Below are 15,523 nucleotides of genomic sequence, written 5' to 3' on the forward strand. Positions count from 1 at the left end.
ATTAAAAGGTTGATTGAAAGTCTAAAAGTATTGATTTGAAACGAAATAAGCAAAGGAATAAAAGAAAAATCAACTCATTCTATTAAATTTGCAGGCGAAAACCGTACCCGATTGAGCACCCATGTTGTAGTATAAGTAAAATCAATAAAAACAAAGGAATAATGAAACGCACAGATTTTACTTTTAGAAAGGCATGGATGATATACACAGTATATTTTCTTCTACTCTTTACCCCCACCTTAAATGCACAGCAAACATCCAGACTGGTCAGCCTGGAACTAAAAAACGAAAAACTGTCTGCCGCACTGAAACAGATAGAAAAGATGGGCGGCAAGAATATCCTTTTTGCCTATGAAGAGACGGAGAATTATCACGTAACAGCAAGTATCCGTAAACAGACGCAAGACGAAGCCATCCGCACAGTACTGAAAGGAAAACCTTTCAACTGTATCGAACGTACTGATTACTTCGTGATTCAGCGGAAGGGAAAAGATGGCAAGACTACCCAAGTGCGCGGAACCATATACGGAGACCGAAATGAACCGTTAGCGTATGCCAACGTCATCCTGCTGGCAGCAGCTGATTCCGCCTTTATTACAGGATGCGTCACAGCGGAAGACGGTAGCTTTATCCTACCCGGCAACAATGAAAAAAAACATTTGCTGAAAGTAACCTACATAGGCTATCAACCCTTGACGCTTCCTTGCCAACCGGAAAATGACATTCACCTGCAACCAGACGCACAAATGCTGAAAGAAGTGACCGTTACTGCCTCTCGTCCACTGATGGAACGCAAGAATGGCGCTTTCGTTGCCAACGTAGCAGGGACACCACTTTCTATGCTGGGCTCTGCAAGCGATATGATCGGTCACCTCCCTTTTGTCACCGGCTCGGACGGTAACTATACCGTTATCGGACGAGGTAAACCGGAGATCTACATCAATGGCCGAAAAGTACGCGACACCTCCGAACTAAACCAACTTCAGGCTAACGAAATACTCTCCGCTGAAATTGTAACCACGCCCGGAGCACGTTATTCCTCCAACGTGTCATCCGTTATCCGGCTACGTACCATCCGCAAGCGCGGGCAAGGTTTAAGTGCCAATGCCTACGCAGACTATACACAGGGACACTCGGCAAAAGGCAAACAAGGCGCCTCCCTAAATTATCGTACCGGCGGACTGGACATCTTTGTCAAAGGGCACTTCAATGAGTCGGACACATATTCCACCAGTCATACCCAACTGCAACTGAACACTTCCTCCGAATGGAAAAGCATATCTGACAACGTCAATCGTGCACATGATGCAAACTTCAATGGCGAAGTAGGTTTCAACTACGAACCGGATGACCACCAGTCTTTCGGTATACGCTATGTACCCAAAACCGGACTGGGCGATCAGGAGCTTTATTCGCAAGGTGAAACCGTGATGCTGCAGGACGGAGAAGAGGTAGATCGTCTCACATCCGACTCACACGGTCGCAAGCACACCAACTGGAATCATACCGTGAATGGCTATTATAACGGTACTTTCGGAAAATGGAACATCGACTTCAATGCCGACTACCTCTACGGTCGCTCCGGAGGTGGGCAGAAGGTAGACAACAATGGTGAAACAGATGCCTCATCCGACAGTGAAGTAAAAAACCGCCTGTATGCCGCTAAACTGGTGATTACGGCACCGCTTGGTCAAGGCAAACTCTCTTTCGGTACTGAAGAAACTTTCACCGAGCGCCACGACATCTTCAAACAAAGCGGTTTCTCCAATGATGCCGATAACCGCATCAAACAATCCATCGCCTCTGCCTTTGCCGATTATTCCATAGAACTCGGGCAGTTCAACCTGACGGCAGGGTTGCGCTACGAATATCAAAAGACGGATTATTACGAATCAGATATCTATAAAGAAGAGAAAAGTCCTTCTTATCATGACTTAATCCCCATAGTCACTATTTTCTATAAAAAGGAGGACTGGAATATCGGTCTGTCCTATCGTATGATGAAGCTTAATCCCAGTTACAGCATGCTGTCCAGTACCATCAGTTACCAAAGCAAGTACCAATACCACAACGGAAATCCTGAACTGGAACCGCAAAAGCATAATGCCTTCTCATTGGAAGGGGGCTGGAAATGGATCAATGCCAGTTTATACTTCGATCATTCACGAAACATGTACACCACTTATGCCAAACCCTATGATGACGCAAAGCACCCCGGTGTAGTATTGTGGACAATGGCAAGCATCCCTAACTCCTATGCATACGGAGGTGCCTTGGTACTCTCCCCAAAGTTCGGCTGGTGGCAACCGCAATTTACGGCCAGCCTGTTCTGGTTCCAGTCCAACGCCCGTTCACTGAATATTCAACCTCTTTGGAATGAGGTGCAACCGGATTTCATTTTGAATAACAGTTTTACATTGCCTCGTGGCTGGTTTCTCAATATAAAAGGAAGACTGGCATTTAGTGCAAAGCAAAGCTATGCCATCAAAAAAACAGAAGGGACTGTAGATGCGCAACTTACCAAATCTTTCCTGAAAGACCGTGCGTTGCGCGTCTCACTGGTAGCGAATGATATATTTCGTACAGGTACCTATCACTTTCGTGTATATGGCGACCGCACCTACAACGAGTTTGAAAATTATGCCGACAAACAACGTTTCGGCATACGCCTCAACTATCAGTTCAATGCCACTAAGAATAAATATAAAGGTAAAGGTGCCGGAGAAAGTGAAAAAGGACGTCTTTAAGCATTGCAGTAAACGAGGGATAAAGGATAATCCTTACCTTTGCGGACTAAAAAAAGAATCGGAGAATGTCCTTGTTTCATAAAAAAGACACAAAAAGAGAAGTTTTCGGACAGATGTTCACGGAGCTATATCCCCGTCTGGTGCGTTACGCCACCCAACTATTGGGCGACGGAGAAGAAGCCCGTGATATTGTGGGTAGTGTGATGGAGCAGGCGTGGAAACAATTCGAAAAGCTGGAACCGGAAAACCGGGGAGCCTGGCTTTATACTGCCGCACGTAACGCCTGCCTTAACCGTCTGAAGCATCTGCAAGTAGAAGCCACCAACCTGGAAGCGCTGCGCGAAGCCACTCGTATGGATGTAGCGACCGACTACCGGGAACATGAACGACTACTGCAACAAGCGGAAAGCATTGCCCGCAACCTACCGGAACCAACCTGCACGATATTGCGGCTCTGCTATTATGAACATAAAACCTATCGGGAAGTAGCCGAACAGCTTGGCATCAGTCCCGACACCGTAAAGAAACATATATCCAAAGCTTTGCGTACCTTGCGCGAAGCTATGCCCTGAAAGGAGGAACCGATGATGGAAGAGAAAAAAGAAAATGATTTCAAGATGGATACTGAAGACCTCAGATTACTGAATGCTTTCGGAGAAGCGATCGGAGACTTACCTTCGGAAGAAGAAACCCGCGCGGCATGGAATGCTTTTGCCTCCCGGCAAGACGCTCAAAAACGCAGACGCATCATACAGATGTGGACTTCCGGCATTGCAGCTGCCATCGTAGTGCTGGTAGTGCTTATCGTGCCCCGTATTACCAACGAAGACACGATTCAAGATATTGAAATCTTTGCGGCCCTGGATGCCCCCGAAGCAATCATCACCTCAGAGAGCAATGGTAGGATTACTCTTTCGACTCCCCCAGCCACTACTACGCAAATCATCCTGGACGATGGTACACAGGTTACGCTCAACGCCAATTCCCGCCTGGAATATCCTAAACAATTCCCGGCAGAGGGGACCCGTGAAGTCCATCTGACAGGAGAAGCACGTTTCGAAGTGGCAAAAGATAGTGCACGTCCTTTCATTGTTTCTTCCGGTAAGATACAGACACAGGTATTGGGCACGGTATTCGATGTAAATGCCTATCCGGGAAAAGTAGCGGCAGTTACTTTATTTCAGGGGCGCGTCCGCGTCAGCGACGAGAAACAAACACAGCAGAAAGACATATTGCCCGGACAGCAAGCTATATTGTCTGAAGATAATGGTTTCACCATATCCGAAGCACAACTCACCGCAACGGAAGGATGGACCAAAGGAGAATTCAGCTTCGATGATGCCGAACTAGCGGAGATTATGAAGTCTGTAGGCACATGGTATAACACCAGTATCATCTTTCATTCGCCCGACTTGCTGAAACAACGCATCCATTTCCGCTTCCCGCGAACAACTTCTTTGGAAGAAGTAGTGCAAGCGCTCAATGATCTGGGAATAGCCAAACTGGAACAAAAAAAGGGAAAAGTAATCATCAGCAATTATTCTCCCAAGCATTGATACGCAGAGGAAGAGCTTTTCGGCTCTTCCCCCTGTATTTATTATTCTACTGTCACAGCCGTACCGCAAGCGGTTACCATCAGCATACTACCGCTTCCACCTACAGTTTCATAGTCCAAATCCACGCCAATCACAGCATTGGCTCCGAGAGCTCTGGCGTGTTCCTGCATTTCACGCAGGGCGATATCTTTCGCTTCGCGCAGCACTTCCTCATAAGAGCCGCTACGTCCGCCCACTACATCGCGGATACTGGCAAAAAAGTCACGGAATACATTGGCACCGATAATCGTCTCGCCTGAAACGATACCGTAATAGCGGGTGATACGTCCACCCTCGATAGTTGGTGTTGTTGTTACTAACATAATCTTTCTCTATTTATTTAAGTTATTTGCACCCTATTAGACGCATGAATAGGGCGAAAAGTTGCAGTGGCGAGAACTTTTATACCTCTTCATTATAATAAAAAAACAAAAAAGAGAGCACCTATATATGAGCAAAGTCAGCATTTATCTATCTTTGTGCCGAAGAAATGGAAACAAAGCATTTTATATTTAAAATAATGATGTATCTGGTCGTAGTGCTTTTTGCTCTGCAACCAGAAGATTATAATTCCTTTTCCGAAAACGAACCTCCCTTTCTTTGCATCGAACAAAATGAGCATCATTCGCCTGAAGAGTTTAACGATGAAGCTGTTATCTCACGTACACTTTCTTTAAACCGTGCGCGTAAGCTCTGTGCAGAGACTACGACTACTTATACTTTCTCTACTGAGAACACTAATTTATATCAATATAGTGACGGCAGCCAACCGTACAACCTCAGGAGCGTATATTCACCCGAACGCTCTCTACTTTGTATATATCGGCTTTAGCACAAGTCCTTCTATTACCGTATTTTTATATTCTATCCGGGACGAATCATACATTCGTTCCGCTATGTCTAATTAATAAACTTATATATGGGACTTGTTTTATTATACTTAACCCTCGCATTAGCTTTATCATTTTTATGCTCCATTCTTGAAGCAGTTTTGTTATCTACCCCAATGTCGTACATCTCCACCAAAGAGAAAACACACGGGAAAAGCGCTATCTTATTAAAGAAGTTCAAACAAGACATCGACCGGCCTATTGCTGCCATATTATCCTTGAACACCATTGCCCACACCGTGGGTGCTGCCGGTGTAGGTGCCGAAGCAGTAAAGATATTCGGAGAAGCTTACTTCGGTGTAATCTCCGCCATACTGACTATTTTAATCCTCGTTCTCTCAGAGATCATTCCTAAAACGATAGGCGCCTGCTACTGGCGCACACTGGCACTTCCATCAGCCCGTATCATTAATTTCCTTATTATCATCTGTTATCCCCTGGTGTGGTTGTCCGAGCTGATTACCCGTCTGTTTTCTTCCGGCAAACAAGAATTATCCGTAAGCCGCGAAGAGGTTTCGGCTATGATTTCCATCGGGGTAGAAGAAGGTGTTTTCCAGATGAAAGAAAACAAGATGATACAAAACCTCATTAAACTGGATAAAGTAAAATCACAATCCATTATGACTCCTCGTACTGTAGTAGCAACAGCTCCCGAAAGTATGTCTCTGAAAGAGTTCTATCAGGATGGAAAGTATAAGTTTTACTCTCGTATCCCAATCTATAATGATAGTGAAGATTATATCACAGGATATGTGTTGCGGCAGACTGTACTCGAAAAGTTAGCAGAAGACAGATTCGATATGTGTCTGAAGGATGTGGCCCGCCCTATCCTTTCCTTCCCGGAAAATAGTTCTGTTTCCACAGTCTGGGAACAGATGCTTGAAAAAAAAGAGCATATTTCAATCTTGATTGATGAATATGGCTGCTTCTGGGGAATTGTCACAATGGAGGATATTATCGAAACAGCCTTAGGTTTTGAGATTGTAGATGAAAAAGACTCCGTAACGGATATGCAGAAGCTGGCACGGGATAAGTGGCAGAAGAAACTGGCGGAAACGAAGATTAGTGATTAGGGGTTAGTGATAACCCCTAATCACTAACTAGAACATCTTGCTGACACGTTCGATACCTGCCACCAAAACATCGATTTCTTCTTTCGTATTATAGATTCCAAAGGAAGCACGCACTGTTCCTTCTATGCCGAGGCGTTGCATCAGCGGTTGGGCGCAATGGTGTCCTGTACGTACGGCAATACCGAGACGATCGAGCAATGTGCCCATATCGAAGTGATGAATATCACCCATAAGGAAAGAGATGACACTCCCTTTCTCAGCAGCTTCACCAAAGATGCGCATACCAGGGATTGTTTTCAATCGCTGTGTGGCATATTCCGTCAATTCATGCTCATAAGCGGCAATCTTATCCATGCCAATGGCAGAAACATAATCGAGAGCTTTCGCCAGTCCCGTAGTACCGATATAGTCAGGAGTACCGGCTTCGAACTTAAACGGCAATTCATTGAAGGTAGTACGTTCAAAAGATACATGCTTTATCATCTCACCGCCACCTTGATAAGGAGGTAACTTATTCAGCCATTCTTCCTTACCATAAAGCACGCCCACACCGGTAGGCCCATACACTTTATGACCGGAGAATACAAGGAAATCAGCGTCCAGATCTTTCACGTCCACTGCCATGTGAGGGATGGATTGTGCCGCATCTACCAGGAAAGGTACATCATGATTATGGGCAATCTTAATCATTTCCTTGATAGGATTAACCGTACCCAAAACATTGGACACATGTACCACGCTCACAATCTTCGTTCGGTCAGTGAAAAGCTTCTCGTATTCATCCATCAGAAGTTCACCGCGATCATTCATCGGAATAACTTTCAGATTGATGCATTTCCGTTCAGCCAGCAGTTGCCAGGGGACAATGTTACTATGATGTTCCATTACGGAAACAATCACTTCATCACCCGGATGCAGGAATGCTTCGCCGAAGCTGGAGGCTAACAAATTAATGCTTTCCGTAGTTCCCCTTGTAAATACGATTTCATTTATAGAACCGGCATTGATAAACTTTCGCACTGTCTCTCGACTTGCCTCGTGCAGTTCCGTTGCCTGTTGCGACAGAAAGTGTACGCCACGATGCACATTGGCATTGACAGAATAATATTCATCCGTTATGGCATCCACCACACAACGTGGCTTCTGTGTAGTCGCCCCATTATCCAAATAGACCAATGGTTTGCCGTACACTTCACGGGATAGTATCGGAAAATCGGCTCTTATCTGTTGAATATCATACATGTTGTTTAGGTATTAATATATTCTCACTTGCATATCGCACAGCCCTGGCACTTATTCAGTTCACCACGGAAACGTTTCTCAACCAAGAGATGTAAGCGATCTTTCAATGCATCCAGACGGATGGTATCGATTACTTCGTTCACGAAGGCAAACATCAGCAATAAGCGGGCTTCACGTGCCGGAATACCGCGCTGGCGCATATAGAAAAGTGCATTTTCGTCCAACTGACCAACGGTAGCGCCATGACTACACTTTACATCATCGGCATAAATTTCCAGTTGCGGTTGCGTATACATACGTGCCTCACGGGTAGCGCAAAGGTTCCGATTCGTTTGTTGCGAATTGGTATGTTGCGCATCCGGGCGCACTAATACCAAACCGGCAAATGCACCGACTGACTGGTCATCGAGTACATACTTGAAAAGTTCATTGCTCGTGCAGTTAGGTACGGCATGATCGATACTTGTATTGTTGTCTACATGCTGATTCTTATCTGCAATGGCCATACCGCAAAGGTTGATTTCGGCACCTTCACCTGCCAGCAATACTTCGGTGGTGTTGCGGGAAGTGCCGTTATGCAAGGTCATGCCATTCAGCAATACATTGCTGTTGGCTTCCTGCTTCACATACATATTGCTGATACGTACGGTACTTGTATGCGTTTCTTCCAGTTCGTAAAGGTCAAAGACAGCATTCTCACCGACGAATACTTCTATCACCTGGGTTGCCAGGAAATTCACGGCATCCATGGCATGATCACACACCAGCATACGCGCCTGTGCGCCATCTTCCAATACAATCAATACCCGGCGGTTCACCAGGAAGTTCACGTCACCACGCAGGATGTTTACCAACTGAATGGGACGTTCCAAAGCGACGTTCTTAGGTATATACAACAGCACACCGTCTTGTGCAAAAGCGGTATTGAATGCTGTCACTCCGTCTTTTGAAGTATCTGCCAGCTTGCCATAGTACTTCTTTACCAATTCCGGATGCTTCGCCGCCATCTCCTTCAAACTACCGAAGATAACTCCTTCGGGCAGATGTGAAGCAGGTAGCGCTTTATTGTAAAAAGCATCGTTCACTACAAAGTACAGAGAAGTGCTCATATTGGGTACGTCACATTTGAATACCTCATAGGGATTTACCGGAATATCCAGGCGGTTCAGGTTCAACCCATAGTCCGGTTCAAAGAACTTGCTGACATCGGTATATTTATATTTCTCCTGTTTGCGGGTAGGAAAGCCAAGCCGCTCAAAGTCGGCAAACGCAGTCGCACGAGGGGTATTCATCACCTCGGTGCTGTGCTGGCATATCATCGCTTCCGTCTGGGAGAAAAGATCTATGTATTGTTGTTCTGCATTCATATACGTTTATATTTTATTTCTTAGACACGGATAACGCGGATGACGCGGATTCACTATTATTCTGTAGACGTTCTCTATAGTAATGGGAAAAAACCTTTCTACTAATTTCTGGTTTGGGACCAAAGTTTAATAATAATCCCACTTCTATATCTGTTGCTTTCAAATAATTGACCAATTGCAATTCATGTTCTTTAGATAGTCGGGTGACCGCTTTTAATTCTAAAATAACAGAATTATATACAATTATATCAGCTTCATAATAACCGACTACTTCATCCTTATAATAAACATTTATTTTCGGATGTGCTACACAGGGAATATCACGTCTCAACAGCTCCCTATATAATGCATTCTGATATACATTTTCAATAAACCCATACCCAAGCTCATTATACACATCATAAAATGCATTTATAATAGCATCAGTTTTATCCGCCTGTGTCAAACTCATAATACACTAATAAAAAATCCGCGTCATCCGTGCCATCCGCGTCTAAAAAATGTAATTACTCTCCTAGTTCCTTCTTAATCCAGTCATACCCCTTCTCTTCCAGTTCCAGAGCCAATTCCGGTCCCGCAGTCTTCACGATACGACCTTTGTAAAGCACATGTACAACGTCAGGTTTGATATAATCCAGTAAGCGTTGGTAGTGGGTGATGACAATGGTACTGTTCTCCGGTGTTTTCAACTTGTTCACACCTTCGGCTACGATACGCAAAGCATCGATATCCAGCCCGGAATCCGTTTCATCCAGAATACTTAATTTCGGTTCCAGCATCGCCATCTGGAAGATTTCATTCCGCTTCTTCTCTCCACCGGAGAAACCTTCATTCACCGAACGGTTAGCCAGTTTATTATCCAGTTCCACAATGGCACGCTTTTCACGCATCAACTTCAGGAACTCGCTTGCACTGAGAGCGGGCAGATGATTGTATTTACGTTGCTCATTCACCGCTGCACGCATAAAGTTAACCATACTCACACCCGGAATTTCTACCGGATACTGGAAGCTGAGAAAGATACCCTCGTGACTACGGTCTTCCGGTGAAAAGTCCAACAGGTTCTTACCGCAGAAAGTCACGCTTCCCTTCGTCACCTCAAAGGCAGGATTACCTACCAATACAGCCGAAAGAGTACTCTTTCCGGAACCGTTCGGTCCCATAATAGCATGCACCTCACCTGCTTTTACCGACAGGTTGATGCCTTTCAATATCTCTTTGCCATTTACACTGGCATGCAGGTCTTTTATCTCTAACATCTTTATATTTACTATTAGACTATTTACAATTTACTATTTAATGTCACTTCTCCACTATTCACTATTACTACCGACCTTTTACTTATCTACCATTCATCTGCCGATTGTGCAGCAAAATAGTAAATAGTAAATCGTCTAATAGTAAATCACCCTACGCTGCCTTCCAGCGAAATAGCCAACAACTTCTGAGCCTCTACCGCAAACTCCATAGGCAGTTTATTAAGCACTTCCTTAGCATAACCGTTCACAATCAGCCCTACTGCATCCTCCGTAGAAATTCCACGCTGGTTGCAATAGAAGATCTGGTCTTCATTGATCTTGCTGGTAGTCGCCTCATGCTCCACAACCGCCGTCTCATTATGGATATCCATATACGGGAAGGTATGCGCACCACATTTATCACCCAGCAACAAAGAATCGCACTGACTATAGTTACGCGCATTGTCCGCCTTTTGAGCTACACGCACCAGACCACGGTAAGAGTTCTCACTATGTCCGGCAGAGATACCTTTGCTGACAATGGTACTACTGGTATTCTTACCCAGATGAATCATCTTCGTACCCGTATCCGCCTGTTGGTAGTTATTCGTCACCGCCACACTGTAGAATTCAGCCGAGGAATTATCTCCAGTCAGAATGCAGGAAGGGTATTTCCACGTAATAGCTGATCCCGTCTCCACTTGTGTCCAGGAAAGTTTACTGTTCGCACCTTTGCAGTTACCACGTTTCGTAACAAAGTTATAAACACCGCCTTTACCTTCGGCATCACCCGGATACCAGTTCTGTACGGTACTGTACTTCACCTCCGCACGCTCGTGCACCACAATCTCCACAATAGCGGCATGCAACTGGTTCTCATCGCGCATCGGAGCCGTACAACCTTCCAGATAGGAAACATACGAATCATCATCCGCCACAATCAGTGTCCGCTCAAACTGACCTGTATTACGCGCATTGATACGGAAATACGTGGACAATTCCATCGGGCAGCGTACTCCTTTCGGGATATATACAAACGAACCGTCGGAGAATACCGCCGAGTTCAGTGCGGCAAAGAAGTTATCACGGTATCCCACTACGGAACCAAGATACTTCTGCACCAAATCCGGATGCTCACGTACGGCTTCACTGATGGAACAGAAAATAATTCCTTTCTCCATCAACGTTTCCTTAAACGTAGTTTTCACAGATACGGAGTCCATCACGGCATCCACTGCCATGCCACTCAACGCCATCTGTTCTTCCAAGGGGATGCCCAGCTTATTGAAGGTTTTTATCAACTCTGGGTCTACTTCATCCATGCTCTTAGGCGCGTCTTTCTTCTTCGCCAACGGATCAGCATAGTAGGAAATAGCCTGATAATCTATCTCAGGAATACGGAGATGTGCCCATGTAGGCATCTCCATCGTCAACCAGTGACGGTATGCTTTCAGACGGAACTCCAACAGCCATTCCGGCTCGTTCTTCTTCGCAGAGATCAGCCGTACAACATCTTCATTCAGCCCACGCTCAATGACTTCCGTATGTACATCGGTGGTGAAGCCGTACTTGTACTTCTCCTGCGTTAGTTCCTTTACATATTTATTGGGTTCTTCGGGTTGCATTATGTATTAAGTATATATTGTTCTGTAACTTCTTTTGCAGCCGGGAAAAACATTCCCGCGAACGACTCTATAGGATAATATAACACGGATTCCTCCTTCATTGTTCTATCAATCATCGTATTATCCGAGTCGATAAACTCGACAACACAGATAAGCAGACTCACCAGCAGCAGAAACTTCAACGCGCCCAGTCCGGCACCCAGCCAGCGGTTCAGCCAACCGAGCGAGACTGCTTCCATCGCCTTCGTCAGCAAAGCCGCTACCAGCAGGAACAACAACGGAACCACTATCCAAATAACAACAAACGCCAATATCTGGGCAAACGTCATGGAGTCCGTTATCTTAGAAAAGACTCTCTCCGCTACCGACACATACAGTGCTTTTGCAGCCAGCAATCCGACAATCAATCCGAGGATGGATGCCAGTTGCTTGATGAAGCCTTTTATAAAACCGATGACTGCTCCCGCACCAATCACCACTAATAAGATGATATCTATTATTGTCATAACTATATCTAAAAAAGACACGGATTACACGGATAAGCACGGTTTTTCTTTTAAACCAATCCGTGAAATCCGTGTAATCCGTGTCTAAAAGATTATTTCGCTTACAGAGTCTGTTTTACTTCTATTTCTTCGTAAGATTCGATCATATCGCCTACCTTGATATCGTTGCAGTTCGTCAGGCTGATACCGCACTCAAAGTTGGTACCTACTTCCTTCACGTCGTCTTTGAAACGTTTCAAAGCATTGATAGAACCGGTAAAGATTACGATACCGTCGCGGATCAAACGGGCCTTGTCGCTGCGTTTCACCTTTCCGGTCTTCACTACCGCACCGGCTACGAGACCTACCTTGGTGATATTGAACACCTCGCGTACCTCGATGGTTGCAGTTACCTGCTCCTTCACCTGCGGTGCCAACATACCTTCCATAGCGGCCTTCACCTCTTCGATAGCGTCGTAAATCACTGAGTACTTGCGGATATCCACACCTTCGTTCTCTGCCATCTTTGCAGCGGCATTCGACGGACGTACCTGGAAGCCGATGATGATAGCATCCGAAGCGGCAGCCAATGAAACATCGGATTCGGAGATTGCTCCAACGCCTTTGTGGATTACATTTACCTGTACCTGCTCTGTAGACAGTTTGATCAGTGAATCGCTCAACGCCTCAACAGAACCGTCCACGTCACCCTTAACGATAACATTCAGTTCATGGAAGTCACCCAGTGCCAGACGACGGCCAACTTCATCCAAAGTAAGCATCTTCTGAGTACGCAGACCTTGTTCACGTTGCAACTGTTCACGCTTGTTAGCGATTTCACGTGCTTCCTGTTCCGTATCGATTACGTGGAACGTATCACCGGCAGCAGGTGCACCGTTCAATCCCAGAATCAATACCGGCTCAGACGGTCCGGCCTCTTTCAGGCGCTGGTTACGTTCATTGAACATAGCTTTCACCTTACCATACGCTGTACCTGCCAGTACGATGTCTCCCACCTGAAGTGTACCATTTGATACCAGCATGGTAGCTACGTAACCACGTCCTTTGTCCAACGAAGACTCGATGATGGAACCTGTTGCCTTACGGTTCGGGTTTGCTTTCAGATCAAGCATTTCTGCTTCCAGCAATACTTTCTCCAACAGTTCTTTCACACCCAAGCCTTTCTTGGCCGAGATATCTTGCGATTGATATTTGCCACCCCATTCTTCAACGAGATAGTTCATACTTGCCAGCTCTTCCTTAATCTTGTCAGCATTGGCAGTCGGTTTATCAATCTTGTTAATTGCGAATACGATAGGTACACCCGCAGCCATAGCATGGTTGATAGCTTCCTTCGTTTGCGGCATCACGTTATCATCGGCAGCGACAATAATGATAACCACGTCCGTCACCTTCGCACCACGGGCACGCATAGCAGTAAACGCCTCATGACCCGGAGTATCGAGGAACGTAATCTCACGTCCGTCTTCCAGTTTCACGTTGTAAGCACCGATGTGCTGCGTGATACCACCGGCTTCACCGGCAATAACGTTCGCCTTACGGATATAGTCGAGCAATGATGTCTTACCGTGGTCTACGTGACCCATGACGGTAACAATCGGCGCGCGCGGTTCCAGATCCTCTTCAGAATCCTCCTCCTCTACAATGGCCTGTGCCACTTCCGCACTGACATATTCAGTCTTGTATCCGAACTCTTCCGCCACCAGATTGATGGTTTCAGCATCCAGACGCTGGTTGATAGACACCATGATACCGATACTCATGCAAGTAGCGATGACCTGCGTCACGGAAACATCCATCATGCTTGCCAACTCGTTGGCAGTCACGAATTCCGTTATCTTCAGCACTCTGCTGTCCGCCATTTCGCGGTCTTCCTGCTCCTGCATACGGCTGTTCGCTATATCGCGCTTGTCCTTACGGTATTTGGAAGTCTTGCTCTTACCTTTGGAAGTGAGGCGTGCCAAGGTTTCTTTTACCTGCTTAGCTACGTCTTCCTCGCTAACCTCCTGCTTGATGACCGGTTTCTTGAAACGATCCCTGTTATTGTTGTTACGGTTGTTCTTGTTGCCACCTTGGTGATTATTACCACCACCGGCACCTTGCTGACCGCCGCCGGCATGAGGTCCTTTACCTCCACCACCACGGTTGTCGCCTCCACGCTGGAAGTTGGATGCATTGTTGATATCCACCTTCTCCTTATTATTATTAATGCGGAGACGTTTCTTCTTGTTGGCGTTGGCATCGGCATCTTTCTCCTTGCCATCCTTCGCTTTGGTGTCTTCGCGGCGGATTTCTTTGATGATCGCCTCTTTCATCAGCTTCTTCTGATCCTGACGAATCTTCTCCTTCTCTTCGCGCTCCTTACGTTTCTCCTCTTTGGATTTCTTCTTAGGGCGTGTAGACTGGTTCAATGTCGCCAAATCAATCTGACCGATGATATTGATCTTAGAAACAAACTCCGGCTTGTGAATTGTGAAGATTTCCGCCTCACCACTCTTTGCAGGCGCTTCTTCTGCCACAGCAGGTTTCGCCTCTTCCCGGACAGGTGCCGCGGGAGCAGGTGTTTCTTTTTTTACTACTTCTTTCGCTACTACCGGAGCGGGGTTGGGTGCAGGTTTTTCTGCAACGACTGCTGGCTTCGGTTCTTCTTTCACCACAGGAGCCGGTTCGGGAGCCGGAGTCGGCTTCGGTTCCGGTTTCGGTTCGGGCTTTAATTCCGGTCTGGGTTCCGGCTTCGGTTCCGGTCTGAACTCAGGCTTCGGTTCCGGTTTGGGCTGCGGTTTAGGTTCTTCCTTTACCACAGGCGCAGATGTTTCCACTTTCTTTTCTTCCACTTTTTCTACTACCGGTTTCCGGTTCAGTTTATCCAAGTCTATTTTTCCGACAGGTTTAAACTTCGGACGTGCATCTTCGGGTACAACAGTCTTTATTTCTTCAACTTTCGGTTTCTCCGTAGTCTCAGCTTCGTAACCATCGATAGATACCGATGCTTTGTTACGGTCTTTATTCTGCCGTTCCTGAATGAAACGTTCCGATTCAAGTCTAAGATTCTTATCTGTACTGAACTCTTTCACGAGCAAGGCATATTGCTCCTCGTTAATTTTTGTGTTGGGGTTTGCCTCAACGGCAAATCCTTTTTTCTGCAAGAACTCAACGACCGTTGAAATTCCTACATTCAAATCTCTTGTTACTTTATTTAACCTTATCGTCATACTAAAAAATTAATGAATAATGTGGAGA

General features: G+C 45.8%; 13 protein-coding genes. 5 read left to right on the plus strand and 8 right to left on the minus strand.

What is annotated here, in order from left to right; all coding sequences use genetic code 11:
• Window positions 1-161 precede the first annotated feature (161 nt).
• From K429_RS0108550 to K429_RS28555, 3 genes are all read left to right on the plus strand, one after another.
• On the plus strand, window positions 162-2,747 hold the full coding sequence (locus K429_RS0108550) for an outer membrane beta-barrel family protein (RefSeq protein WP_026366633.1): 2,586 nt from the start codon (window positions 162-164) through the stop codon (window positions 2,745-2,747).
• 65 nt (window positions 2,748-2,812) lie between these two features.
• Window positions 2,813-3,319 carry an RNA polymerase sigma-70 factor gene (locus K429_RS28550; RefSeq protein WP_044096581.1) on the plus strand — a complete coding sequence of 169 codons (507 nt, stop codon included), beginning with the start codon at window positions 2,813-2,815 and terminating at the stop codon, window positions 3,317-3,319.
• 12 nt (window positions 3,320-3,331) lie between these two features.
• The gene (locus K429_RS28555; RefSeq protein WP_052340643.1) at window positions 3,332-4,303 is read left to right on the plus strand and encodes a FecR family protein; all 972 of its coding nucleotides are present in this window, start codon (window positions 3,332-3,334) and stop codon (window positions 4,301-4,303) included.
• A gap of 41 nt (window positions 4,304-4,344) precedes the next feature.
• Here K429_RS28555 and K429_RS0108565 read toward each other — a convergent pair whose 3' ends face one another.
• Window positions 4,345-4,665, minus strand: coding sequence for a heavy metal-binding domain-containing protein (locus K429_RS0108565; protein WP_007210905.1), 321 nt, complete (start codon window positions 4,663-4,665; stop codon window positions 4,345-4,347).
• A 197-nt stretch (window positions 4,666-4,862) separates the two neighbouring features.
• On the opposite strand from K429_RS0108565, the gene K429_RS0108570 reads away from it, so the two are divergent.
• Window positions 4,863-5,174, plus strand: coding sequence for a hypothetical protein (locus K429_RS0108570; protein ID WP_225979491.1), 312 nt, complete (start codon window positions 4,863-4,865; stop codon window positions 5,172-5,174).
• 87 nt (window positions 5,175-5,261) lie between these two features.
• Window positions 5,262-6,305, plus strand: coding sequence for a CNNM domain-containing protein (locus tag K429_RS0108575; protein ID WP_007216873.1), 1,044 nt, complete (start codon window positions 5,262-5,264; stop codon window positions 6,303-6,305).
• A gap of 27 nt (window positions 6,306-6,332) precedes the next feature.
• Here the strand turns inward: K429_RS0108575 and K429_RS0108580 are convergent, their stop codons facing one another.
• The 7 genes from K429_RS0108580 to infB form a co-directional block, all read right to left on the minus strand.
• Window positions 6,333-7,547 (minus strand): aminotransferase class V-fold PLP-dependent enzyme, encoded by a 1,215-nt coding sequence (locus tag K429_RS0108580; RefSeq protein ID WP_026366634.1) that lies wholly within the window; start codon window positions 7,545-7,547, stop codon window positions 6,333-6,335.
• Between the two features lie 23 nt (window positions 7,548-7,570).
• Window positions 7,571-8,914, minus strand: a complete 1,344-nt coding sequence (gene sufD, locus K429_RS0108585; RefSeq protein ID WP_026366635.1) for a Fe-S cluster assembly protein SufD — start codon at window positions 8,912-8,914, stop codon at window positions 7,571-7,573.
• Window positions 8,915-8,927: 13 nt separating this feature from the next.
• A complete protein-coding gene (locus K429_RS0108590) occupies window positions 8,928-9,365 on the minus strand; it encodes a GxxExxY protein (protein WP_007216870.1) in 438 nt (145 codons plus the stop codon).
• 55 nt (window positions 9,366-9,420) lie between these two features.
• On the minus strand, window positions 9,421-10,173 hold the full coding sequence (sufC, locus tag K429_RS0108595; protein ID WP_007210912.1) for a Fe-S cluster assembly ATPase SufC: 753 nt from the start codon (window positions 10,171-10,173) through the stop codon (window positions 9,421-9,423).
• A 146-nt stretch (window positions 10,174-10,319) separates the two neighbouring features.
• Window positions 10,320-11,777: a Fe-S cluster assembly protein SufB gene (gene sufB / locus K429_RS0108600; protein WP_007210913.1), complete on the minus strand. Its 1,458-nt coding sequence runs from the start codon at window positions 11,775-11,777 to the stop codon at window positions 10,320-10,322.
• Window positions 11,777-12,283: a CvpA family protein gene (locus tag K429_RS0108605; protein WP_007210914.1), complete on the minus strand. Its 507-nt coding sequence runs from the start codon at window positions 12,281-12,283 to the stop codon at window positions 11,777-11,779. The genes sufB and K429_RS0108605 overlap by 1 nt, the downstream gene beginning before the upstream one ends.
• A gap of 101 nt (window positions 12,284-12,384) precedes the next feature.
• Window positions 12,385-15,495 carry a translation initiation factor IF-2 gene (gene infB, locus K429_RS0108610; protein ID WP_026366636.1) on the minus strand — a complete coding sequence of 1,037 codons (3,111 nt, stop codon included), beginning with the start codon at window positions 15,493-15,495 and terminating at the stop codon, window positions 12,385-12,387.
• Window positions 15,496-15,523 lie beyond the last annotated feature (28 nt).

This window comes from Bacteroides sp. 14(A) (genome assembly GCF_000526555.1).
GTDB lineage: Bacteria > Bacteroidota > Bacteroidia > Bacteroidales > Bacteroidaceae > Bacteroides > Bacteroides cellulosilyticus.